Genomic DNA, 21,086 nt, shown 5'->3' with positions numbered 1-21,086 from the left:
CGGTGCAATGCCGTGGAGGGTGCGGCTTACTTTAGGTTGACTGACTGGAACCAGCTCTTCATCGAGCAAGTGGCAAAGGCACTGGTGCTGCAGTCGCCGTTGGCCAGCGCGGTGCGCAGCTTGTCGACATCGGCCTGCATCACGTAGCGCACGCCATCCTTGAAATGGCCGCTTTCACCAAAACCGCCCTGCGTCATTTCGTTCAGCGCGTCTTCCTTGCTCCAGCCCTGCACCACGATCCGGTACATCGCCGCCATCAGGCCGGTGCGGTCGGAGCCATGTTTGCAATGCATCAGCACCGGGCCATTGGCTTCGGCAGCCTGAATCGCGCGCAGCGTCTTGAGCACATCGGCGTCATCGACATGGTTGGTGCGATAAGGCAGTTGCACTTGATTGATGCCCGGCTCCGACAGCCAGCTGCTGTCAGCTTCCGGCAGGAAGTTGATCACCGTCGCCACTTTCAGGTTCTTCAGCAACGGCACTGCGCCGCCATCCGGCAAGGCGCTGCGGTAGAGGGTTGGCGACATCTGGAACAGGTTGTACTGCACTTCAACCGGTTGCGCCCACTCCGGCGGACGCGATGTTGCAGCGGCGTCAGCCTGGGCCGGCATCAAGTGCAACAAGGCAACAAGCGACAAACACAAAGCAAGGAAAAGGCGCACTCGAGACATGCTGGGCTGACCGTATCGGAATTCATCAATGAAAGGCCTCGCAGCTTCCACGTCTGACGGTCAAAGCCCTGTGAGGCACTTGTCAAAGAATCGTGAATCCGTGCGATTTCATTGAGCACTCAGGTAAAAAAACCGCAGCTTTTTCCGCTGAATCGGTTCAACCCGATGCATAGCCTGCTACCATTTGTCACACGATGTTGCAGGCGTCCCCCTTTTCCCGGTCAACCACCGGGCCACGCCGCGACGAAAAAATGCTCACGCCGTTCGCAGAAACGGCGGACAACCATCAATGCCTGATAAGGTGCACCCCCATGTCTGACGCAGATCGAGACAACCCGCGGCGTGAGTTCTTGCGCAAATCCCTGACCCTGATTCCCGTGGTCACCCTCGCCGGTAGCGGTCTGGGCAGCAGCGTGTTGCAAGCGGCGCCTGAAGCGGCCCCGTCGACGCCCGCAGCAACACCGGCCAAAGCTGACGCCAGCGCTTATCAGCCGAGCTATTTCACCGCCGAGGAATGGGCCTTCATCAACGCCGCCGTGGCACACCTGATTCCCAACGACGAGCAAGGCCCGGGTGCCCTGGAAGCCGGCGTGCCGGAATACATCGACCGCCAGATGAACACCTCGTACGCCGCCGGTGCCCTGTGGTACATGCAAGGTCCGTTCAACGCCGACGCTGCGCCGGAGATGGGCTGGCAGAGCAAACTGGTGCCAAAAGAGATCTATCGCCTGGGCATCGCTGCCACGGATCAGTGGGCAAAATCCCTCAACGGTAAAACATTTGCTGAGCAAGACAGCGCTACCCGAGAAGATTTGCTCAAGCAGCTCGAAGCCGGCAAACCACAGTTCGATGCGGTTCCAGCGAAGATTTTCTTCAGCCTGCTGCTGCAAAACACCAAGGAAGGGTTCTTCTGCGACCCGATCCACGGCGGCAATAAAGGCATGGTTGGCTGGACCATGATCGGCTTCCCCGGCGCCCGCGCCGATTTCATGGATTGGGTGGAACGCAACGAGCAATACCCCTTCCCGGCAGTTTCGATTCGCGGCGAGAGGGCTTGAGCATGGCAACCGTAATGAAGAAGGTCGACGCAGTGATCGTCGGTTTCGGCTGGACTGGCGCGATCATGGCCAAGGAGCTGACCGAAGCCGGGCTCAACGTGCTGGCGCTGGAGCGCGGGCCGATGCAGGACACCTACCCCGACGGCAACTATCCACAGGTGATCGACGAACTCACCTACAGCGTGCGCAAAAAACTCTTTCAGGACATCTCGAAAGAAACCGTCACCATCCGCCACAGCGTCAACGACATCGCCCTGCCGAACCGCCAGTTGGGTGCGTTTCTGCCGGGCAATGGCGTCGGCGGCGCCGGTTTGCACTGGTCGGGCGTGCACTTTCGCGTCGATCCGATCGAGCTACGCATGCGCAGCCACTACGAAGAGCGTTACGGCAAAAGTTTTATCCCCAAGGACATGACCATCCAGGACTTCGGCGTCAGCTATGAAGAGCTGGAGCCGTTCTTCGATTTCGCCGAAAAGGTCTTCGGCACCTCCGGCCAGGCCTGGACCGTGAAGGGCCAACTGGTCGGTCAGGGCAAGGGCGGTAACCCTTACGCACCGGATCGCTCCAATCCGTTCCCGCTGCAAGCGCAGAAGAACACCGTTTCCGCACAACTGTTCGGCAAAGCGGCGACAGAGGTCGGTTACAAACCCTACAACCTGCCCTCCGCCAATACCTCAGGCCCGTACACCAATCCCTACGGCGCACAGATGGGCCCGTGCAACTTCTGCGGGTTCTGCAGCGGTTACGTTTGCTACATGTACTCCAAGGCCTCTCCGAACGTGAACATTCTGCCGGCGCTCAAGCCACTGCCGAATTTCGAGCTGCGGCCCAACTCGCATGTGCTGCGGGTCAACCTCGACAGCACCAAGTCCAAGGCCACCGGCGTGACGTACATCGACGGCCAGGGCCGCGAGATCGAGCAGCCGGCGGATCTGGTGATCCTCGGCGCCTTCCAGCTGCACAACGTGCGCCTGATGCTGCTCTCGGGCATCGGCAAACCGTACGACCCAATCAGCGGCGAAGGCGTGGTCGGGCGTAACTTCGCCTACCAGAACATGGCGACCATCAAGGCGTTCTTTGACAAGGACACCCACACCAACAACTTCATCGGCGCCGGCGGCAACGGCGTGGCGCTGGACGATTTCAACGCCGACAACTTCGACCACGGCCCGCATGGCTTCGTCGGCGGCTCGCCAATGTGGGTCAACCAGGCGGGCAGCCGCCCGATTGCCGGCACCTCAAACCCGCCCGGCACCCCGGCCTGGGGCAGCCAGTGGAAACGCGCGACCGCCGATTACTACACCCACCAGGTGTCGATGGATGCCCACGGCGCGCATCAGTCCTACCGTGGCAACTACCTCGATCTGGATCCGGTGTACCGCGATGCCTACGGCTTGCCGCTGCTGCGCATGACCTTCGACTGGCAGGAAAACGACATCAAAATGAACCGCTTCATGGTCGAGAAAATGGGCAAGGTCGCTCAAGCCATGGGCCCGAAAGCCATCGCGGTGATCGGCAAGCAGGTCGGTGATCATTTCAACACCGCGGCCTACCAGACCACCCACCTCAACGGTGGCGCAATCATGGGCACCGATCCGAAGAAGAGTGCCCTGAACCGTTACCTGCAGAGCTGGGACGTGCACAACGTTTTCGTACCGGGCGCGTCGGCGTTCCCGCAAGGCTTGGGTTACAACCCGACCGGGCTGGTGGCGGCGTTGACCTACTGGTCGGCCAAGGCGATCCGCGAGCAGTACCTGAAAAACCCCGGCCCGCTGGTTCAGGCATAAGGAGCGATGACCATGAAGAATATCGTTATCGCCACCCTGGCGCTGCTCGGCAGCGCGGCTGTCCACGCCGCCGACGTTGATCAGGCGTTGATCAAACAAGGCGAATACCTCGCCCGCGCCGGTGACTGCGTGGCCTGCCACACCGCCAAGGGCGGCAAACCGTTCGCCGGCGGCCTGCCGATGGAAACGCCGATCGGCACGATCTACTCGACCAACATCACCCCGGACAAAACCGGTGTCGGCGATTACAGCTTTGAGGACTTCGACAAAGCCGTGCGCCATGGCGTGGCGAAAAACGGCAGTACCTTGTACCCGGCAATGCCGTATCCGTCCTACGCCCGGGTCAGCGAAACCGACATGCAGGCGCTTTACGCTTACTTCATGCACGGCGTCGAACCGGTGGCCCAGGAGAATAAGGCCAGCGACATCCCATGGCCGCTGAGCATGCGCTGGCCGCTGATGGGCTGGCGCTGGCTGTTTGCGCCGAAAGTCGAGGACTACAAGACCACCTCGGCTGATCCGGTGATCGATCGTGGCGCCTATCTGGTCGAAGGCCTCGGCCATTGCGGCGCCTGCCATACGCCACGGGCGCTGACCATGCAGGAAAAATCCCTGAGCGCGGCGGACGGCAACAACTTCCTCGCCGGCAGTGCGCCGCTGGAAGGCTGGATCGCCAAAAGTCTGCGCGGTGATCACAAGGATGGCCTGGGCAGCTGGAGCGAAGAGCAGTTGGTGCAGTTCCTCAAGACCGGCCGCAGCGACCGCAGTGCAGTGTTCGGCGGCATGAGCGATGTGGTCACCCACAGCATGCAATACATGACCGATGCCGACCTGACGGCGATTGCTCGTTACCTCAAGTCGCTGCCGGCAGTTGATCCAAACGATCAGCCGCATCAGTACGATGAGAAAGCGGCCAAAGCCCTGTGGAACGGCGACGACAGTCAGCGCGGCGCAGCGGTGTACATCGACAACTGCGCGGCCTGCCACCGTACCGACGGCCATGGCTACACCCGGGTGTTCCCAGCGCTGGCGGGCAATCCGGTGCTGCAATCGGAAGACCCGACCTCGCTGATCCACATCGTGCTCAAGGGCGGTACCTTGCCGGCGACGCACACGGCACCCTCGACCTTCACCATGCCGGGTTTCGCCTGGCGGTTGTCGGATCAGGAAGTGGCGGATGTGGTGAGTTTCATCCGTGGCAGCTGGGGCAACAAAGGTGCGCCGGTGAAAGCCGCTGACGTCGCCGAGTTGCGTAAGGAGGATATGAAGCACACCTCCGGCGATGACCTCGGTCAGGTCACGCAACACAACTGACCAGTCGCCCGACGGCACTAGCCAGATGAGCAACGCCCAGATACTGTATATGCACACAGTATCTGGGCGTTTTCATGTCTACTCCATTGCCACCGCGCGGCCGCGGCACCGCGACCAACCCGCACAACCGCTTTGCGCCGAACCGTTCGGTGGCCGAGGACGACGGCTGGTATCAGGAAGTGCCCGAAACGCAGAACACCGAGGTGATGATCGAGACCGCGAAAACCATCATCACCCGCAACACCTCGCCAGACCTGCCCTTCGATCGCTCAATCAACCCCTATCGCGGCTGCGAGCACGGTTGCATCTATTGCTACGCGCGACCCAGCCACGCCTATTGGGACATGTCGCCGGGGCTGGATTTCGAAACTCGGCTGATCGCCAAGACCAACGCCGCCCAGGTGCTTGAGGAACAGTTGAGCAAACGCGGTTACCAATGCGCGCCGATCAATCTTGGCTCCAACACCGATCCGTATCAGCCCATCGAGCGCGAGCACAGGATCACCCGGCAGACCCTCGAAGTACTGCTGCGCTACCGGCACCCGGTGACCATCGTTACCAAGGGTTCGCTGATTCTGCGCGACCTCGACCTGCTCACCGAGCTGGCGCAGCAACGGCTGGTGGCGGTGATGATCAGCCTGACCACGCTGGACGATGAACTCAAACGTATCCTCGAACCGCGAGCCGCTGCCCCGAAAGCACGGCTGCGGGCAATCCGGGTGATGCGCGAAGCAGGCATTCCGGTGGGGGTGCTGTGTTCGCCGATGATCCCGATGATCAACGACAGCGAAATCGAAAGCCTGCTGACCGAAGCCCATGCGGCTGGTGCGCAAAGCGCCGCGTACATGATGCTGCGCCTGCCGCTGGAAGTGGCGCCGTTGTTCGAGGAATGGTTGCAGGCGCACTATCCGCAGCGCGCGGCCCATGTCCTGAGCCTGATCCGCCAGAGCCGAGGTGGTGAGCTCTACGACAGCCGGTTCGGTGCGCGGATGCGCGGCGAGGGGCCGTTCGCCGACCTGCTCGCGCAACGTTTCGCCAAAGCCATTAAACGTCTCGGTTTAAACCACCGTGAGGGCTATAACCTGGACTGCACGGCCTTCTGTCCGCCGGGTCGCCAGATGTCGTTGATTTAGCGACAATTGCCTATGGTTGCCGGGTTGGAATCCTTCCGTCGAAATGCCTCAGTCACGTTTTTTGTGACCTGGAACACACGTTCTAGAGCGCTCGATTCAGTTTGAGTTAAGTTTCGGCGGCTACCTTGTTCATCGAGTGACTGACGGGTCTGGATGACCCGGATGTTTTAAACAGCCACTGGCTTCATACCGGAATACACGGGAACGACTCCCCGAATCCGCCAAAGAGGATGAATCATGAGTGACAAGGATAAACAGCCGTTGGCTGCGTCGGCGCAAGCCGTCCCTGGGGCGGAATCCGCCGATGCAGCGTTGCGTACGATCGTTGACGGCTTTTTGCATTTTCATCATGAGGTCTTCCCGCAGCAGGAAGAACTCTTCAAGAAACTCGCCACGGCGCAATCGCCACGGGCAATGTTCATCACCTGCGCCGACTCGCGCATCGTGCCCGAGCTGATCACCCAGAGTTCGCCAGGCGATCTGTTCGTGACCCGTAACGTCGGCAACGTTGTACCGCCTTACGGCCAGATGAACGGTGGCGTTTCCACTGCCATCGAATACGCGGTACTGGCGCTGGGCGTGCAACACATCATCATCTGCGGCCACTCCGATTGCGGTGCCATGCGCGCAGTGCTCAATCCGGACAGCCTGGAAAAAATGCCGACGGTCAAAGCCTGGTTGCGCCACGCCGAAGTGGCAAAAACCATGGTGCACGAAAACTGTAACTGCACCGAAGAAAAAGAAAGCATGCCGATCCTCACCGAGGAGAACGTCATCGCCCAACTGCAGCACTTGCGTACCCATCCTTCGGTAGCCTCACGCATGGCGAACGGTCAACTGTTCATCCATGGCTGGGTCTACAACATCGAAACCAGCGAAATCAAGGCTTACGACGCGGATCAGGGACGCTTCCTGCCGCTCGACGGCAGCCATCCGATTCCGGTGGCGACGCCCAAAGCGCGCTTCTAAATCCTCCTAAAAATCTGTGTGGCTTGATGCCGGCCGCTGTTTCAGCGGTTCGGCGAAGCCATGCCTGAAGAAAGCTTCGGGAGAGTCATCATGCGTGCTGCTCAATTGAAAGCGGTGTTGCCACGGGAGCTGCTGGCTTCGGTGGTGGTGTTTCTGGTCGCGCTGCCGTTGTGCATGGGCATTGCGATCGCTTCCGGGTTGCCGCCGGCCAAAGGCCTGATCACCGGGATCATCGGTGGTCTGGTGGTCGGTTGGCTGGCGGGTTCGCCGTTGCAGGTCAGCGGGCCGGCGGCCGGTCTGGCGGTGTTGGTGTTCGAGCTGGTGCGCCAGCACGGGATCGAGATGCTCGGGCCGATTCTGTTGCTTGCGGGTTTCCTGCAACTGGTGGCCGGGCGCCTGAAGCTCGGGTGCTGGTTTCGGGTCACGGCGCCAGCGGTGGTCTACGGCATGCTCGCGGGGATCGGCGTGCTGATCGTTCTGTCGCAGGTGCATGTGATGCTCGATGCCAAGCCACAACCGTCCGGGCTGGATAACCTCACGGCCTTCCCCGGCGCAGTGGCGCAAGCCTTGCCGTCGTTCGGCTGGCAGGCCGGCTTGCTCGGCCTGGCGACCATTGCGGTGATGTGGCTGTGGGAGAAATTTCGCCCGCATTCGCTGCGCTTCATTCCTGGTGCGCTGCTCGGTGTTGGCCTGGCGACCGGCGCCAGCCTGTTGCTGGCGTTGCAGGTCAAACGGGTTGAGGTACCGGAGAACCTCGCCGAAGCCATTGACTGGCTGAAACCGGCGGACTTGCTCAGCCTCGCTGATCCAACCCTGCTGATTGCGGCTTTTGCCGTGGCGTTCATCGCCAGCGCCGAAACGCTGCTGTCCGCCGCAGCGGTGGATCGCATGCACAACGGCGTGCGCTCGGACTTCGACCGTGAGCTGTCGGCGCAAGGTGTCGGCAACATGCTCTGCGGTCTGCTCGGTGCGCTGCCGATGACCGGGGTGATCGTGCGCAGCTCGGCCAACGTCCAGGCCGGTGCAACCACCCGTTACTCGACGATCTTCCATGGTCTGTGGCTACTGGCGTTCGTGCTGTTGCTGTCGAGCGTGCTGCAAAGCATTCCGGTGGCGAGTCTGGCGGGGGTGCTGGTGTATACCGGGTTCAAACTGGTGGACTTGAAAGCCTTTCGCGGTCTGGGTCGTTACGGGCGGATGCCGATGTTCACCTACGCCGCCACGGCGCTGGCGATCATCTTCACCGACCTGCTGACCGGGGTGTTGATCGGTTTCGGCCTGACGATGTTGAAACTGGCGTTCAAGGCTTCGCGGCTGAAGATCAGCCTGATCGATCTGCCGCAGGACGGCGAGATGGAGTTGCGTCTGATCGGTGCGGCGACATTCCTCAAAGTGCCGGCGTTGACGCAAGTGCTGGGCAGTATTCCGCAAGGCACGACGGTGCATGTGCCGCTCAATAACCTGAGCTACATCGACCATTCGTGTCTGGAGTTGCTGGAGGAATGGGGCCGGGCGAATGCGGCGAAGGGCTCGAAGCTGTTGATTGAGTCGCGTGGGTTGAAGCGACGGTTGGAGGGGCGGGTTCGGACCAATACCGGGATCGGTGCGGCCGGCTAAAAACCTGATCTTGAAATACCCCTGTGGGAGGGGGCTTGCTCCCGAAGACGATGGGTCAGTCGACATTGATAGTGACTGATCCACCGTCTTCGGGAGCAAGCCCCCTCCCACAATTGGGATTTGTACCGGGCTTTGAATCAGGCAGCAGGCTGGTCCAGCTCCAGGCCCACACCCAGGCGACGGCCCATGCATGGCCAGCGCTTCCACGCAGCACCGGTATCCGGGCTGCTCAGTTTGTCGCGGTAGGCCTCTACCGATTCCAGGGCAAAACTCTCGTCGTCGAGCATCTCGTCGATAGTGTGATGCACCACTTCGTCCAGTTGATTGGCAAATTCCTCACCGAGCAATTGGTGAGCAATCAGGTTGGCGACCGTCATGTCCAAGGGGATCAGTGGCTGGCCGAGGTGTTTGATGTACAGGTCGTTGACCTCTTCGACAAAGCGGTGCGCCAGATAGGCTTCGTCCAGCAGGCTGTCCAGACCGACCGGCGGCTGGAGGAAGTACTGCTCGGCGATTTTCAGCACCGGCTTGATCTGCGACTCGATTCCCGCTTCCCTGGCAACTTCATTGGCTGCGTCCAGCATGTCTGGTACTTCATCGATATAGGCGGTGACAAAACTCGTCAACGCGTCTTCGCGGTTAGCGTCCGGCAACTGAATGGCCGAATGCAGATGAGGCAACTTGGCTTCCAGCTGACGCTTGAGCCGTCCGGTTTCGTTTTCGGTCTGTCGGGCTTTTTGGATCTGCTCGCGCAATGCGGCGGTGTTCATGAAAACTCCAGGGAACAAGGCAATGAAATAGGGAAGACATAACTTAGCTGGCTTACGAAAAATGCTAAGACGCATTTGTCATAATTATTTCATCCTTGATGCAGCAGCGTTATATCGGTTCGCCACCACTCGTCTGCATCCTTCTCCATTCGTACCCTTGAGCGCAAGCCCCGGCTGTTTCAGATCATTTACGCGTCGACATTGCAATTCCCGATGGCTGTCTATACTCGCCATTGAATGGAGTTAGCTGATGACGCCCGACTGCCCACGCAGCAAGGCCCGGCGATTCAAGTTCGTAGTCTGATGCAGCCGCTCCCTTGCCGAAGGCGTTGCGCCTACGGGATAACAAGAACGATAAGGGGAACCCGCAATGATGCGACATCCACACGTCTGGATGGGCCTCCTGTTGTGGTCGATTTTCAGCCCGGCTCAAGCGGCCTGGACTGTGAATATGGCGCCTGGAGCGACTGAAATCAGTCACGCAGTATTCGACCTGCACATGACCATTTTCTGGATCTGTGTGGTGATCGGGATCATCGTCTTCGGCGCCATGTTCTGGTCGATGATCGTGCATCGCCGCTCGACCGGGCAGGTCGCCGCAAAATTCCACGAAAGTACCACCGTCGAAATTCTCTGGACGGTCGTGCCGCTGCTGATCCTGGTGGCGATGGCGGTTCCGGCGACCGCCACCCTGATCCGCATGTACGACACCAGTGAGCCGGATATCGATATCCAGATCACCGGCTACCAGTGGAAGTGGCACTACAAATACCTCGGCCAGGACGTCGAGTTCTTCAGCAACCTGGCCACCCCCGCCGAACAGATCCACAACAAGGAAGCCAAGGGCGAGCACTACCTGCTCGAGGTCGACAAGCCGCTGGTGCTGCCGGTCGGCGCCAAGGTGCGCTTCCTCGTGACCTCCGCCGACGTGATTCACTCATGGTGGGTGCCGGCCTTCGCGGTCAAGCGCGATGCGATCCCGGGTTTCGTCAACGAAGCCTGGACGCGCATCGACAAGCCCGGCCTCTACCGTGGCCAGTGCGCCGAACTGTGCGGCAAGGACCACGGCTTCATGCCGATCGTGGTCGACGTCAAGGAGAAGGCCGACTACGACAAGTGGCTTGCCGACCGCAAAGCCGAAGCCGCGCAGCTCAAGGAGCTGACCAGCAAGGAATGGACCCTCGACGAGCTTAAAGAGCGCGGCGACAAGATCTATCACACCACCTGCGTGGCCTGTCACCAGGCTGAAGGTCAGGGCCTGCCGCCGATGTTCCCGGCGCTCAAGGGCTCACCGATTGCCACCGGGCCCAAAGCCGACCACCTGCACCGCGTGTACTTCGGCAAACCCGGCACCGCCATGGCAGCGTTCGGCAAGCAGTTGTCGGAAGTCGATATCGCAGCGGTGGTGACCTACGAACGTAACGCCTGGGGCAATAACAAGGGCGACATGGTCACGCCAAAAGAAGTGCTTGAGCTCAAACAGGCGGAAAGCAAATGAGCCGGTGTATCGCGTACTTCGTGAACCGGCCGGGGCAGCGCGCCCCGGCCAGCCCCGTCCACTCACGTAAAGGAGACCGGCCATGAGCGCTGTAATCGATGACCACGGTCATGCCGACCACGCCCATGGCCCCGCCAAAGGCCTGATGCGCTGGGTCGTGACCACCAACCACAAGGACATCGGCACGCTGTACCTGTGGTTCGCGTTCTGCATGTTCCTGCTCGGCGGCACGTTCGCCATGGTGATCCGCGCCGAGCTGTTCCAGCCCGGGCTGCAGATCGTCGAGCCGGCGTTCTTCAACCAGATGACCACCATGCACGGCCTGGTGATGGTCTTCGGGGCGGTGATGCCGGCGTTCGTCGGCCTCGCCAACTGGATGATCCCGTTGATGATCGGCGCGCCGGACATGGCCCTGCCACGGATGAACAACTTCAGCTTCTGGCTGCTGCCGGCGGCGTTCCTGCTGCTGGTCTCGACCCTGTTCACCGCCGGTGGCGGGCCGAACTTCGGCTGGACGTTCTATGCGCCGCTGTCCACCACCTACGCACCGGAAAGCGTCACCTACTTCATCTTCGCCATCCACTTGATGGGGATCAGTTCGATCATGGGCGCGATCAACGTGGTCGCGACCATCCTCAACCTGCGCGCCCCCGGCATGACCCTGATGAAAATGCCGCTGTTCGTCTGGACCTGGCTGATCACCGCGTTCCTGCTGATCGCGGTGATGCCGGTGCTGGCCGGGTGCGTGACGATGATGCTGATGGACATCCACTTCGGCACCAGTTTCTTCAGTGCCGCCGGTGGCGGTGACCCGGTGCTGTTCCAGCACGTATTCTGGTTCTTCGGCCACCCCGAGGTGTATATCATGATCCTGCCGGCCTTCGGCGCCGTCAGCCAGATCATCCCGACCTTCTCGCGCAAGCCGCTGTTCGGCTACACCTCGATGGTCTACGCCACGGCGAGCATCGCGTTCCTGTCGTTCATCGTCTGGGCGCACCACATGTTCGTGGTCGGCATCCCGCTGGTGGGCGAGCTGTTCTTCATGTACGCGACCATGCTCATCGCCGTGCCGACCGGGGTGAAAGTGTTCAACTGGGCCAGCACCATGTGGCAGGGGTCGCTGACCTTCGAGACGCCGATGCTGTTTGCCGTGGCGTTCGTGATTCTGTTCTCGATCGGCGGTTTCTCCGGATTGATGCTGGCCATCGCCCCGGCGGACTTCCAGTACCAGGACACCTACTTCGTGGTCGCGCACTTTCACTACGTGCTGGTGCCGGGGGCGATCTTCGGGATCTTTGCCTCGGCCTATTACTGGCTGCCGAAGTGGACCGGGCACATGTACGACGAAACCCTCGGCAAGCTGCACTTCTGGCTGTCGTTCGTCGGCATGAACCTGACCTTCTTCCCGATGCACTTCGTGGGATTGGCGGGGATGCCGCGACGGATTCCGGACTACAACCTGCAGTTCGCCGACTTCAACATGGTTTCCTCGATCGGCGCGTTCATGTTCGGCGCTACGCAGATCTTCTTCCTGTTCATCGTGATCAAGACCATTCGCGGTGGCGCGCCAGCCCCGGCGAAACCGTGGGATGGCGCCGAAGGCCTGGAGTGGAGCGTGCCGTCACCGGCGCCGTATCACACCTTTACTACGCCGCCGGAAGTGAAATGAACACTTTCTGCCTTGTGGAAACTCCTGTGGGAGCGGGCTTGCCCGCGATGGCGGCCTGCCTGAAACACCGCGTCGGCTGCATCGCTGGCAAGCCAGCTCCCACAGGGTTCTCGGCCGAGGGCAAAAATCATGGCTGATTCGATCTCGCTGAAAAAACTGGTCACCCGTCTGCTCGGCGTGGTGGTGGCAATGTTTGTCTTCGGCTTCGCCCTGGTGCCGATCTACGACGTGATGTGCAAGGCCTTCGGCATCAACGGCAAGACCGCCGGGCAGTACGAGGGCGAGCAGGTGGTGGACAGCTCACGGCAAGTGCGCGTGCAGTTTCTGTCGACCAACAACATCGACATGCCGTGGGAGTTCTACCCCAAGCACGACGAACTGACCGCCAACCCCGGCGCGGTCAACGAGATGATTTTCATCGCGCGCAATCCCACCGACAAACCGATGAGTGCGCAAGCTGTGCCGAGCATCGCGCCGAGCAACGCCGCGGCGTATTTCCACAAGACCGAATGCTTTTGCTTTACCCAGCAGGTGCTGCAGCCCGGTCAGCAGATCGAGATGCCGGTGCGTTTCATCGTTGACCGCGACATGCCCAAGGACGTGAAGCACCTGACGCTGTCCTACACGCTGTTCGATATCACCGCCCGACATCCTCCGGTGGCTGCAAACACTGGCGGTTAAGCGTGCCCGATAAGGAGAACAATAAATGGCAACTCATGAGCACTATTACGTCCCGGCCCAGAGCAAATGGCCGATCATCGCCACCTTCGGCATGGTCATCACCGTGTACGGCCTGGCGACCTGGTTCAACGATCTGAAGGCAGCGCGCCCGGAATCCCACGGCCCGTACATCTTTTTCGTCGGCGGGCTGTTGCTGGCGTACATGCTGTTCGGCTGGTTCGGGGCGGTGATCAAGGAAAGTCGTGCCGGGCTGTACAGCCCGCAGCTCGATCGCTCGTTCCGCTGGGGCATGAGCTGGTTCATCTTTTCCGAGGTGATGTTCTTCGTCGCCTTCTTCGGTGCGCTGTTTTACGTGCGCCACGTCTCGGGGCCCGCGCTGGGTGGTGAAGGCCCGAAAGGCATCGCGCACATGCTCTGGCCGAACTTCCAGTTCACCTGGCCGCTGCTGCACACCCCGGACCCGAAACTGTTCCCGCCGCCCAAGGAAGTCATCAGCCCGTGGGGCCTGCCGCTGATCAACACGATCCTGCTGGTCAGCTCCAGCGTGACCATCACCATCGCCCACCATGCCTTGAAAAAGGGCCATCGCGGCGCACTGAAAATCTGGCTGGCGATCACCGTTCTATTGGGCTGCGGCTTCCTCGCGTTGCAGGCCGAGGAATACATGCACGCCTACCACGAACTGGGCCTGACCCTGGGTTCGGGCATCTACGGCGCGACGTTCTTCATGCTCACCGGTTTCCACGGCGCCCACGTGACCATCGGCACGATCATTCTGTTCGTGATGCTGATGCGCATCATGAAGGGCCATTTCGATGCCGAGCATCAGTTCGGCTTCGAGGCGGCGAGCTGGTACTGGCACTTCGTTGATGTGGTGTGGATCGGCCTGTTCATCTTCGTTTACGTGCTCTGAGCACTGATCACCAAGGCGCGTGCGACACCAGTTGGCCGCTGTAGAAGCCCCAGGCGATCAAGCCGACGGTGGCAGCGGCCAGTGCCACCCGAACACTCAAGGCGATCACCAGGCGATTGGAGCTGCTGTCGTCCTTGACCAGGAAAAACAGGCCGCTGAACAGGCTGATCACCGTGGCAATCAGCAGCAGGACGATGGCTGCTTTGAGCATGGGAAGACTCCGGGGGACAGGCGATGCAGTTGAGTATAGCGATCGCGACGACTGACTTTGTGGCACGGCCATGAAGCGCTTCCGGCCGGGCGTGATACCGACCGTGGTGGTGGCGCTGTTGCTGCCGCTGCTGGTGTCGCTGGGCTTCTGGCAGCTCGGTCGGGGCGCGGAGAAAACCGCCCTGCTCGCCACTTATGCCGAGCGCCGCGCGGCTGATCCGATGGCCAGCAGCGAATTGCTGCACAGCGCCGACCCGGCCTTTCGCCGTGTGCATCTGTACGGCCAGTTCGATGGCGCCCACAGCCTGCTGCTCGACAACCGCCAGCGCAACGGCAAGGTCGGTATCGAGCTGCTGCAACCGTTTCAGGATCGGGCCACCGGCCAGTGGCTGCTGGTCAATCGCGGCTGGTTGCCATGGCCGGATCGCCGGGTAACACCAAAATTTTCCACCCCCGCCGACACGGTCAACCTGGACGCCTGGGTCTACGTCGCCCCCGGCGCAACCTTCCAGTTGCACGCCGACCCGGCCAGCAGCACCTGGCCGCAAACGATCACCGCCGTCGAGCCGGCGAAGCTGTGGAAAACCCTCGAACGCGACGGCTTCGCCTACGAACTTCGTGCCGAACCCGGCCCCGCCAGCTATGAGGCCGACTGGCCGGTTGTCGCCATGGGCCCGGAAAAACACCTTGGATACGCCGTGCAGTGGTTCGCCATGGCCACCGCCCTGCTCGGCCTCTACCTCTACCTTGGATTGCACAACGCAAAGGAGAAACACCATGGGAACGGCCATGAATCCACCCAGCATGTCTGAGGCGAAAACCCCGGCCACCCGCCGCCGCGGGCGGATTCAGCTGCTGCTGATTGTGCTCGGCGTGGTCGGCCCGATGATCCTCGCTACCGGCATGTACAAATTGCAGTTCTGGGTGCCGGAAGGTCGCAGCTACCACGGCGAACTGATCGGCAACGGCCAGACCCGCGCCGACCTCGGCGTGCAAGCCGATGAACAGCGCTGGCAGATGCTGGTGACCGCGCCGAAGGATTGCGCGGTGGACTGCCAGCAACTGGTGTACCTCGCCCGGCAGATCCAGATCGGCCTCGGTCGCGACGCCGGTCGCGCCAGCCACGCCCTCGCCGCTGCCCAACCGCTGAGCGCCGACTACGAAGCCAAGCTGAGCCGCGAATACCCGCAGCTGCAACGCTACCCGCTGGACAGCGCAGCGTTGAGCAAGGCCACCGGCGACAAGGCCACGCCACAGCTGTGGATCATCGACCCCCACGGCAACTTGGTGCTGCGTTACGAGCCGAGTGTGAAGGGCAAGGATCTGCTCAACGACCTGCGCCACCTGCTGAAACTGTCGAACATCGGATAAGGGCATCGTCATGGCCAAACCTGGATTTCGCCTCGCGCTGTTTGCCACCCTGCTGGCACTGATCGTCGTGCTGCTCGGCGCCTACACCCGCCTGACCCATGCCGGCCTCGGCTGTCCGGACTGGCCGGGCTGCTACGGCTTTATCAGCGTGCCGAAAAGCGAAGCCCAACTGGCCCATGCCGAACTGCATTACCCCGACTCGCCGGTGGTGGCGCACAAGGGCTGGAACGAGATGATCCACCGCTACTTCGCCGGCACTCTCGGCCTGCTGATTGCGATTCTGGCCGGGCGTGCTTGGGTCAATCGTGGTCATCCGGGCCAGCCGCTGAAACTGCCGCTGTTTCTGCTGGCGGTGGTGTTCGCCCAAGCGGCGTTCGGCATGTGGACGGTGACGCTCAAGCTCTGGCCGCAAGTGGTCACCGGGCATCTGCTCGGCGGTTTTGCGACCTTGAGTCTGCTGTTTTTGCTGACCTTGAGATTGTCCGTGGTGCTGCCGGCACTGACCGTGCCCAAGCGCTTGCAGTATTGGGCAACGGCGGGGCTGTTGCTGGTGATCGGCCAGATCGCACTGGGTGGTTGGGTCAGTTCCAACTACGCGGCGGTGGCCTGCATCGACTTCCCGACCTGCCACGGTCAATGGCTGCCACCGGCGGACTTTGCCAACGGCTTTCACCTGACCCAACACATCGGCCCCAATTACCTCGGCGGTCAGCTCGACAGCGACGCGCGCACGGCGATTCACCTGACTCATCGCATCGGCGCGCTGTTGGTGACGATCGTCCTGCTCGGTCTGGCTTGGCAGCTCAGGGCTGTCGGCATGACGCGTTTGGCCGGGCTAGTCGTCATTGCCCTCGGCGCACAGATCACCCTCGGCATCAGCAACGTGTTGTTCCATCTGCCGCTGCCGGTGGCCGTGGCCCACAACGCCGGCGGCGCGGCGCTACTGCTGAGCATGGTGCTGGTCAATTACCACGCGCGCACCAGTCTGGTCCGGGTCAAACAGCCGATGTTGGCGCGCTGGCGTCTGAGCCCGCGTAAACATTCGGCTGCGCCCATCACGATAAAAGGAGAAACGCCATGGCGCTTCTGATCGGCGAACGTCCCGCGCAAGCGCTGTGGCGTGACTATCTGGAGCTGACCAAGCCGAAAGTGGTGGTGCTGATGCTGATCACCTCGCTGGTCGGCATGTTCCTCGCGACCCGCGCCGGGGTGCCGTGGACGGTGCTGGTGTTCGGCAATCTGGGGATTGCGCTGTGTGCCGGCGGCGCGGCGGCGGTCAATCATGTGGTGGATCGGCGTATCGACGCGGTGATGGCGCGCACGCACAAACGGCCATTGGCCGAGGGCCGGGTTTCGCCGGCAGCGGCGCTGACCTTTGCGCTGGTGCTGGCGCTGCTCGGGCAGGCGATGCTGCTGACGTTCACCAATGCGCTGACCGCGTGGCTGACCCTCGCTTCGTTACTCGGCTACGCGGTGATCTACACCGGCTTCCTCAAACGCGCGACGCCACAGAACATCGTCATCGGCGGCCTTGCCGGCGCCGCCCCTCCGCTGCTCGGCTGGACCGCCGCTACCGGCCATGTCAGCGCCGAACCGTTGCTGCTGGTGCTGATCATCTTCGCCTGGACCCCGCCGCACTTCTGGGCGCTGGCGATCCATCGCAAGGAGGAATACGCCAAGGCCGACATCCCGATGCTGCCGGTAACCCACGGCGAGCACTACACCAAGGTGCATATTCTGCTGTACACCTTCGCCCTGCTCGCGGTGAGTCTGCTGCCGTACGTGATCCACATGAGCGGCGTGCTCTACCTGATCTGCGCCCTCGCGCTGGGCGCAAGGTTTCTGCAATGGGCCGTGGTGCTGTACCGTGGCACTCGGCCGCACGCGGCGATCAACACCTTCAAGTACTCTATTTATTACTTGTTCCTGTTGTTCATCGCCCTGCTCGTAGACCACTACTTACTGTTGAACCTATGACTCGAACCCAGAAAACCGTTTTCATCCTCGTCGCCGTGATCGCGCTGATCCTGGGACTGACCGTCAACAAAGTGCTGAGTGGCAAGGGCCAGGGCGACCCCACCGCGCTGATTGACGCCGGCATCATCCTGCTGCCGCAGAGCCGCACGTTGCCCGGCGTGACCATGACCAATCAGGACGGCCAACCGGTCGCAATCGACGAGTTGAAAGGCAAGTGGAGTCTGCTGTTCTTCGGCTACACCTTCTGCCCGGACATCTGCCCGACCACCCTCGCTCAACTGCGGCAGATCAAGAGCGAGTTGCCCAAGGATGCTGTGGATAAACTGCAGATCGTGCTGGTCAGCGTCGACCCGAACCGCGACAACCCGCAGCAGTTGAAACAGTACCTGGGCTACTTCGATCCGCAGTTCGTGGGCCTGACGCCGAAGTCGATCGAAGAGCTGCAGAAGGTCGCGAATGCGATGAGTATTCCGTTCATTCCGGCCGATACCAGCAAACCGAATTACACGGTGGATCACAGTGGCAACCTGGCGGTGATCGGCCCGGACGGGACGCAGCGTGGGTTCATCCGGGCGCCGCTGAACAACGCCAAACTGGTTGCGCAGCTCCCGGTAATGCTTAACCGCAAGTAGCAACAACACTGAACCATTGTGGGAGCGGGCTTGCTCGCGAATGCAATGGGTCAGATAAAGAAATGTTGGCTGACACAACGCATTCGCGAGCAAGCCCGCTCCCACAGGGACGGTGTTCCGGGCACAAAAAAGGGGGCGCTCATGGCGCCCCCTTTTCGTTGCAGCAATCTAAATCAGAACGCCGGCAATACCGCGCCTTTGTACTTCTCGGTAATGAATTTCTTCACTTCCGGGCTGTGCAGCGCAGCCGCCAGTTTCTGCATCGCGGCGCTGTCCTTGTTGTCCGCACGGGACACCAGGATGTTAACGTATGGCGAGTCGTTGCCTTCGATCACCAGCGCATCCTTGGACGGGTCGAGTTTGGCTTCCAGCGCGTAGTTGGTGTTGATCAGCGCCAGATCGACCTGGGTCAGCACGCGCGGGATGGTCGCGGCTTCCAGTTCACGGATTTTCAGGTCTTTCGGGTTCTGCGCGATGTCTTTCGGGGTCGACAGAATGTTGGTCGGATCCTTCAGGGTGATCAGGCCAGCCTTGGCCAGCAGCAACAGCGCACGGCCGCCGTTGGTGGCGTCGTTCGGGATCACCACGTTGGCGCCGCTTGGCAGATCCTTCAGATCCTTGATCTTGTTCGAGTAGGCGCCCAGCGGCTCCAGATGCACGCCGGTCACCGCCACCAGGCTGGTGCCCTTGGCCTTGTTGAACTCATCAAGGTATGGCTGGTGCTGGAAGAAGTTGGCGTCCAGGCGCTTTTCAGCCACCTGCACGTTCGGCTGAATGTAGTCGGTGAAGACCTTGACCTTCAGATCCACGCCTTCTTTGGCCAGGGCCGGCTTCACGAATTCGAGGATTTCCGCGTGCGGCACCGGGGTAGCGGCAACGGTCAGGGTTTCAGCGTGGGCCGAAAAAGCGGCTACGGCAGCGAAAGCAGCGATCAGTTTTTTCATTCAGCTAACTCCTTATGAGGCGCCCGTCTGGCGCCTGCCAGCGAATGGCCGGCTCATCTCTTGATTACAAAAACCGGTTATTTGCGCGAGAAATGCACGACCAGTCGGTCGCCGACCATTTGCAGCACTTGTACCAGAATCAGCAGCAACACCACGGTGACGATCATCACATCCGTCTGGAACCGCTGGTAGCCGAAACGGATCGCCAGGTCACCCAGACCACCGGCGCCGACCACACCGGCCATCGCCGTGTAGGACACCAGAGTAATCGCGGTCACCGTAATCGCCGCAAAGATGCCCGGACGGGCTTCCGGCAGCAAGGCGTTCATGATGATCTGCCGGGTGGTCGCGCCCATCGACTGGGTGGCTTCGATGATGCCGCGATCGACTTCACGCAGCGCGGTTTCCACCAGACGCGCGAAGAACGGCGTCGCACCCACCACCAACGGCGGAATCGCACCGGCCACGCCCAGCGAGGTGCCGGTGATCAGCACGGTGAACGGAATCATCACGATCAGCAGAATGATGAACGGCAACGAACGCAGGATGTTCACCGCCAACGACATGAAGGCGTAGAGGCCACGGTTTTCCAGCAACTGACGCGGGCTGCAGAGGAACAGCAGCACACCCAGCGGCAGGCCGAGCAATACGGTGAACAACAGCGAACCACCGAGCATCAGCAGGGTGTCGCCAGTGGCCAGCCAGATTTCCAGCCAATCGATGTTTTCGAAGAAAGCCTTGAGCATTTCCATTAACGCAGCACCTCCATATGAACGTCAGCGGCGGTGAAGCGGGCGAAGGCCGCTTCCATGTCGCCACCGGTGACGGCGAGGGTCAATTGCCCGTAAGGAATGTCTTTGATGCGGTCGATGCGGCCGGCGAGGATGCTGTAGTCGACCCCGGTTTCCCGGGCAACGGTACCGAGCAACGGCGCGTAGGTCGCTTCGCCCTGGAAGGTCAGACGCACGATGCGACCCGGCACGTGAGCGAAGTCATCGCGCTGTTCGCTTTCGTCGATCTGCTCGCTTTCCTGGACGAAACGCTTGGTGGTCGGGTGCTGCGGATGCAGGAACACATCGGCCACCGAACCTTGCTCGACGATCACCCCTGCGTCCATCACTGCCACCTGATCGCAGACGCGACGGATCACGTCCATCTCGTGGGTGATCAGGACGATGGTCAGCTTCAGTTCACGATTGATCTCGGCCAGCAGTTGCAGAACCGACGCGGTGGTCTGCGGGTCGAGGGCGCTGGTGGCCTCGTCGCACAGCAGAATCTTCGGCTTGGTCGCCAGAGCGCGGGCGATGCCGACGCGCTGCTTCTGGCCGCCGGACAGCTGCGCCGGATACTTCTTGGCGTGATCGGACAGACCGACCCGGGCCAGCAACTCGGCGACGCGTTGATTGATTTCGCTGCTCGACAGTTCGCCGGCCAGGGTCAGCGGCAGCGCAACGTTGTCGGCCACGGTCTTGGAGGCGAGCAGGTTGAAGTGCTGGAAGATCATCCCGACCTGCTGGCGGAAACGGCGCAGGCCGTTGGCGTCCAGCGCGGTGACTTCTTCGCCGTCGACGATGATCTTGCCGCCGCTGGAATCTTCCAGGCGATTGATCAGACGCAGCAGGGTACTTTTTCCCGCACCGGAATGGCCGATCAGGCCGAAGACCTGACCGTTTTCAATCGAAAGACTGGTCGGGTGCAGGGCGGGGATGTCCTTACCGGCGACGCGGTAAGTTTTGTGGACGTTTTGAAACTCGATCACGTAGCGAACCTTGTGGGGCGCGTTAGAAAAGGATCAGCGGTTAGCCGGGCGCGCATTTTAGCCTGTCCGTATAGAGGTTCTTAGCATTTATTTCGCAATTAACCTTCGATTTG

At 61.2% G+C, this 21,086-nt stretch carries 21 protein-coding genes; 15 read left to right on the top strand and 6 right to left on the bottom strand.

What is annotated here, in order from left to right:
* Window positions 1-26: 26 nt before the first annotated feature.
* On the bottom strand, window positions 27-671 hold the full coding sequence (locus tag QRN61_RS07490; protein ID WP_096797308.1) for a dual specificity protein phosphatase family protein: 645 nt from the start codon (window positions 669-671) through the stop codon (window positions 27-29).
* Between the two features lie 311 nt (window positions 672-982).
* On the opposite strand from QRN61_RS07490, the gene QRN61_RS07485 reads away from it, so the two are divergent.
* The 6 genes from QRN61_RS07485 (at window position 983) to QRN61_RS07460 (ending at window position 8,549) form a co-directional block, all read left to right on the top strand.
* Window positions 983-1,729, top strand: coding sequence for a gluconate 2-dehydrogenase subunit 3 family protein (locus QRN61_RS07485; RefSeq protein WP_183785674.1), 747 nt, complete (start codon window positions 983-985; stop codon window positions 1,727-1,729).
* A 2-nt stretch (window positions 1,730-1,731) separates the two neighbouring features.
* Window positions 1,732-3,516, top strand: a complete 1,785-nt coding sequence (locus QRN61_RS07480) for a GMC family oxidoreductase (RefSeq protein WP_096797309.1) — start codon at window positions 1,732-1,734, stop codon at window positions 3,514-3,516.
* 12 nt (window positions 3,517-3,528) lie between these two features.
* Window positions 3,529-4,830 carry a c-type cytochrome gene (locus QRN61_RS07475; RefSeq protein ID WP_285373496.1) on the top strand — a complete coding sequence of 434 codons (1,302 nt, stop codon included), beginning with the start codon at window positions 3,529-3,531 and terminating at the stop codon, window positions 4,828-4,830.
* A gap of 74 nt (window positions 4,831-4,904) precedes the next feature.
* A complete protein-coding gene (locus QRN61_RS07470; protein ID WP_027610216.1) occupies window positions 4,905-5,963 on the top strand; it encodes a PA0069 family radical SAM protein in 1,059 nt (352 codons plus the stop codon).
* A gap of 237 nt (window positions 5,964-6,200) precedes the next feature.
* Complete coding sequence (locus tag QRN61_RS07465; RefSeq protein ID WP_027610217.1) at window positions 6,201-6,932, top strand: carbonic anhydrase; 732 nt, start codon at window positions 6,201-6,203, stop codon at window positions 6,930-6,932.
* Window positions 6,933-7,022: 90 nt separating this feature from the next.
* Complete coding sequence (locus QRN61_RS07460; protein ID WP_135294670.1) at window positions 7,023-8,549, top strand: SulP family inorganic anion transporter; 1,527 nt, start codon at window positions 7,023-7,025, stop codon at window positions 8,547-8,549.
* A 137-nt stretch (window positions 8,550-8,686) separates the two neighbouring features.
* On the opposite strand, the gene QRN61_RS07455 is transcribed toward QRN61_RS07460, so the two are convergent.
* Window positions 8,687-9,319, bottom strand: coding sequence for a hypothetical protein (locus tag QRN61_RS07455; protein WP_027610219.1), 633 nt, complete (start codon window positions 9,317-9,319; stop codon window positions 8,687-8,689).
* Between the two features lie 370 nt (window positions 9,320-9,689).
* Between QRN61_RS07455 and coxB the strand changes: the two genes are divergently transcribed.
* The 4 genes from coxB (at window position 9,690) to QRN61_RS07435 (ending at window position 14,080) form a co-directional block, all read left to right on the top strand.
* A complete protein-coding gene (gene coxB, locus QRN61_RS07450; protein WP_027610220.1) occupies window positions 9,690-10,817 on the top strand; it encodes a cytochrome c oxidase subunit II in 1,128 nt (375 codons plus the stop codon).
* A gap of 82 nt (window positions 10,818-10,899) precedes the next feature.
* A complete protein-coding gene (gene ctaD, locus QRN61_RS07445; protein WP_285373495.1) occupies window positions 10,900-12,486 on the top strand; it encodes a cytochrome c oxidase subunit I in 1,587 nt (528 codons plus the stop codon).
* A 129-nt stretch (window positions 12,487-12,615) separates the two neighbouring features.
* Window positions 12,616-13,167, top strand: a complete 552-nt coding sequence (locus QRN61_RS07440) for a cytochrome c oxidase assembly protein (RefSeq protein ID WP_096797313.1) — start codon at window positions 12,616-12,618, stop codon at window positions 13,165-13,167.
* Between the two features lie 25 nt (window positions 13,168-13,192).
* On the top strand, window positions 13,193-14,080 hold the full coding sequence (locus QRN61_RS07435; RefSeq protein WP_007962783.1) for a cytochrome c oxidase subunit 3: 888 nt from the start codon (window positions 13,193-13,195) through the stop codon (window positions 14,078-14,080).
* Window positions 14,081-14,087: 7 nt separating this feature from the next.
* On the opposite strand, the gene QRN61_RS07430 is transcribed toward QRN61_RS07435, so the two are convergent.
* The gene (locus tag QRN61_RS07430) at window positions 14,088-14,291 is read right to left on the bottom strand and encodes a twin transmembrane helix small protein (RefSeq protein WP_003220344.1); all 204 of its coding nucleotides are present in this window, start codon (window positions 14,289-14,291) and stop codon (window positions 14,088-14,090) included.
* Window positions 14,292-14,361: 70 nt separating this feature from the next.
* Here QRN61_RS07430 and QRN61_RS07425 point away from each other — a divergent pair, with 70 nt between their 5' ends.
* Genes QRN61_RS07425 through QRN61_RS07405 form a run of 5 tightly spaced genes read left to right on the top strand, consistent with a single transcriptional unit; the run spans window position 14,362 to window position 18,270 of the window.
* Entirely contained in the window at window positions 14,362-15,102 is a 741-nt protein-coding gene (locus QRN61_RS07425) for an SURF1 family protein (protein WP_096797314.1), read from the top strand.
* Window positions 15,068-15,661, top strand: coding sequence for a PA_0111/PP_0108 family redox-active disulfide protein (locus QRN61_RS07420; RefSeq protein WP_096797322.1), 594 nt, complete (start codon window positions 15,068-15,070; stop codon window positions 15,659-15,661). Before QRN61_RS07425 ends, QRN61_RS07420 begins: the two co-directional genes overlap by 35 nt.
* A 10-nt stretch (window positions 15,662-15,671) precedes the next feature.
* Window positions 15,672-16,751, top strand: coding sequence for a COX15/CtaA family protein (locus QRN61_RS07415; RefSeq protein ID WP_285373494.1), 1,080 nt, complete (start codon window positions 15,672-15,674; stop codon window positions 16,749-16,751).
* Window positions 16,739-17,638, top strand: coding sequence for a heme o synthase (cyoE, locus tag QRN61_RS07410; protein ID WP_003220336.1), 900 nt, complete (start codon window positions 16,739-16,741; stop codon window positions 17,636-17,638). The genes QRN61_RS07415 and cyoE overlap by 13 nt, the downstream gene beginning before the upstream one ends.
* The gene (locus QRN61_RS07405; RefSeq protein WP_285373493.1) at window positions 17,635-18,270 is read left to right on the top strand and encodes an SCO family protein; all 636 of its coding nucleotides are present in this window, start codon (window positions 17,635-17,637) and stop codon (window positions 18,268-18,270) included. The genes cyoE and QRN61_RS07405 overlap by 4 nt, the downstream gene beginning before the upstream one ends.
* A 173-nt stretch (window positions 18,271-18,443) precedes the next feature.
* Here QRN61_RS07405 and QRN61_RS07400 read toward each other — a convergent pair whose 3' ends face one another.
* The 3 genes from QRN61_RS07400 to QRN61_RS07390 form a co-directional block, all read right to left on the bottom strand.
* The gene (locus tag QRN61_RS07400; protein WP_027610228.1) at window positions 18,444-19,214 is read right to left on the bottom strand and encodes a MetQ/NlpA family ABC transporter substrate-binding protein; all 771 of its coding nucleotides are present in this window, start codon (window positions 19,212-19,214) and stop codon (window positions 18,444-18,446) included.
* Window positions 19,215-19,291: 77 nt separating this feature from the next.
* Entirely contained in the window at window positions 19,292-19,966 is a 675-nt protein-coding gene (locus QRN61_RS07395; protein WP_096797317.1) for a methionine ABC transporter permease, read from the bottom strand.
* Entirely contained in the window at window positions 19,966-20,973 is a 1,008-nt protein-coding gene (locus tag QRN61_RS07390; RefSeq protein ID WP_027610230.1) for a methionine ABC transporter ATP-binding protein, read from the bottom strand. The genes QRN61_RS07395 and QRN61_RS07390 overlap by 1 nt, the downstream gene beginning before the upstream one ends.
* Window positions 20,974-21,086 lie beyond the last annotated feature (113 nt).

The organism is Pseudomonas sp. lyk4-TYG-107, from assembly GCF_030209055.1.
GTDB classification, from domain to species: domain Bacteria; phylum Pseudomonadota; class Gammaproteobacteria; order Pseudomonadales; family Pseudomonadaceae; genus Aquipseudomonas; species Aquipseudomonas putida_A.
This window is presented reverse-complemented; position numbering and strand designations above follow the sequence as displayed.

Bases quoted from the DNA above. Each gene is read 5' to 3' on its own strand.
- QRN61_RS07400 (WP_027610228.1), bottom strand. From the start codon at position 19,214: ATGAAAAAACTGATCGCTGCTTTCGCTGCCGTAGCCGCTTTTTCGGCC.
- QRN61_RS07475 (WP_285373496.1), top strand. From the start codon at position 3,529: ATGAAGAATATCGTTATCGCCACCCTGGCGCTGCTCGGCAGCGCGGCT.
- QRN61_RS07430 (WP_003220344.1), bottom strand. From the start codon at position 14,291: ATGCTCAAAGCAGCCATCGTCCTGCTGCTGATTGCCACGGTGATCAGC.
- QRN61_RS07440 (WP_096797313.1), top strand. From the start codon at position 12,616: ATGGCTGATTCGATCTCGCTGAAAAAACTGGTCACCCGTCTGCTCGGC.
- QRN61_RS07425 (WP_096797314.1), top strand. From the start codon at position 14,362: ATGAAGCGCTTCCGGCCGGGCGTGATACCGACCGTGGTGGTGGCGCTG.
- QRN61_RS07485 (WP_183785674.1), top strand. From the start codon at position 983: ATGTCTGACGCAGATCGAGACAACCCGCGGCGTGAGTTCTTGCGCAAA.
- QRN61_RS07460 (WP_135294670.1), top strand. From the start codon at position 7,023: ATGCGTGCTGCTCAATTGAAAGCGGTGTTGCCACGGGAGCTGCTGGCT.
- ctaD (WP_285373495.1), top strand. From the start codon at position 10,900: ATGAGCGCTGTAATCGATGACCACGGTCATGCCGACCACGCCCATGGC.
- QRN61_RS07490 (WP_096797308.1), bottom strand. From the start codon at position 671: ATGTCTCGAGTGCGCCTTTTCCTTGCTTTGTGTTTGTCGCTTGTTGCC.
- QRN61_RS07470 (WP_027610216.1), top strand. From the start codon at position 4,905: ATGTCTACTCCATTGCCACCGCGCGGCCGCGGCACCGCGACCAACCCG.
- cyoE (WP_003220336.1), top strand. From the start codon at position 16,739: ATGGCGCTTCTGATCGGCGAACGTCCCGCGCAAGCGCTGTGGCGTGAC.
- QRN61_RS07480 (WP_096797309.1), top strand. From the start codon at position 1,732: ATGGCAACCGTAATGAAGAAGGTCGACGCAGTGATCGTCGGTTTCGGC.
- coxB (WP_027610220.1), top strand. From the start codon at position 9,690: ATGATGCGACATCCACACGTCTGGATGGGCCTCCTGTTGTGGTCGATT.
- QRN61_RS07415 (WP_285373494.1), top strand. From the start codon at position 15,672: ATGGCCAAACCTGGATTTCGCCTCGCGCTGTTTGCCACCCTGCTGGCA.
- QRN61_RS07465 (WP_027610217.1), top strand. From the start codon at position 6,201: ATGAGTGACAAGGATAAACAGCCGTTGGCTGCGTCGGCGCAAGCCGTC.
- QRN61_RS07435 (WP_007962783.1), top strand. From the start codon at position 13,193: ATGGCAACTCATGAGCACTATTACGTCCCGGCCCAGAGCAAATGGCCG.
- QRN61_RS07420 (WP_096797322.1), top strand. From the start codon at position 15,068: ATGGGAACGGCCATGAATCCACCCAGCATGTCTGAGGCGAAAACCCCG.
- QRN61_RS07405 (WP_285373493.1), top strand. From the start codon at position 17,635: ATGACTCGAACCCAGAAAACCGTTTTCATCCTCGTCGCCGTGATCGCG.
- QRN61_RS07395 (WP_096797317.1), bottom strand. From the start codon at position 19,966: ATGGAAATGCTCAAGGCTTTCTTCGAAAACATCGATTGGCTGGAAATC.
- QRN61_RS07455 (WP_027610219.1), bottom strand. From the start codon at position 9,319: ATGAACACCGCCGCATTGCGCGAGCAGATCCAAAAAGCCCGACAGACC.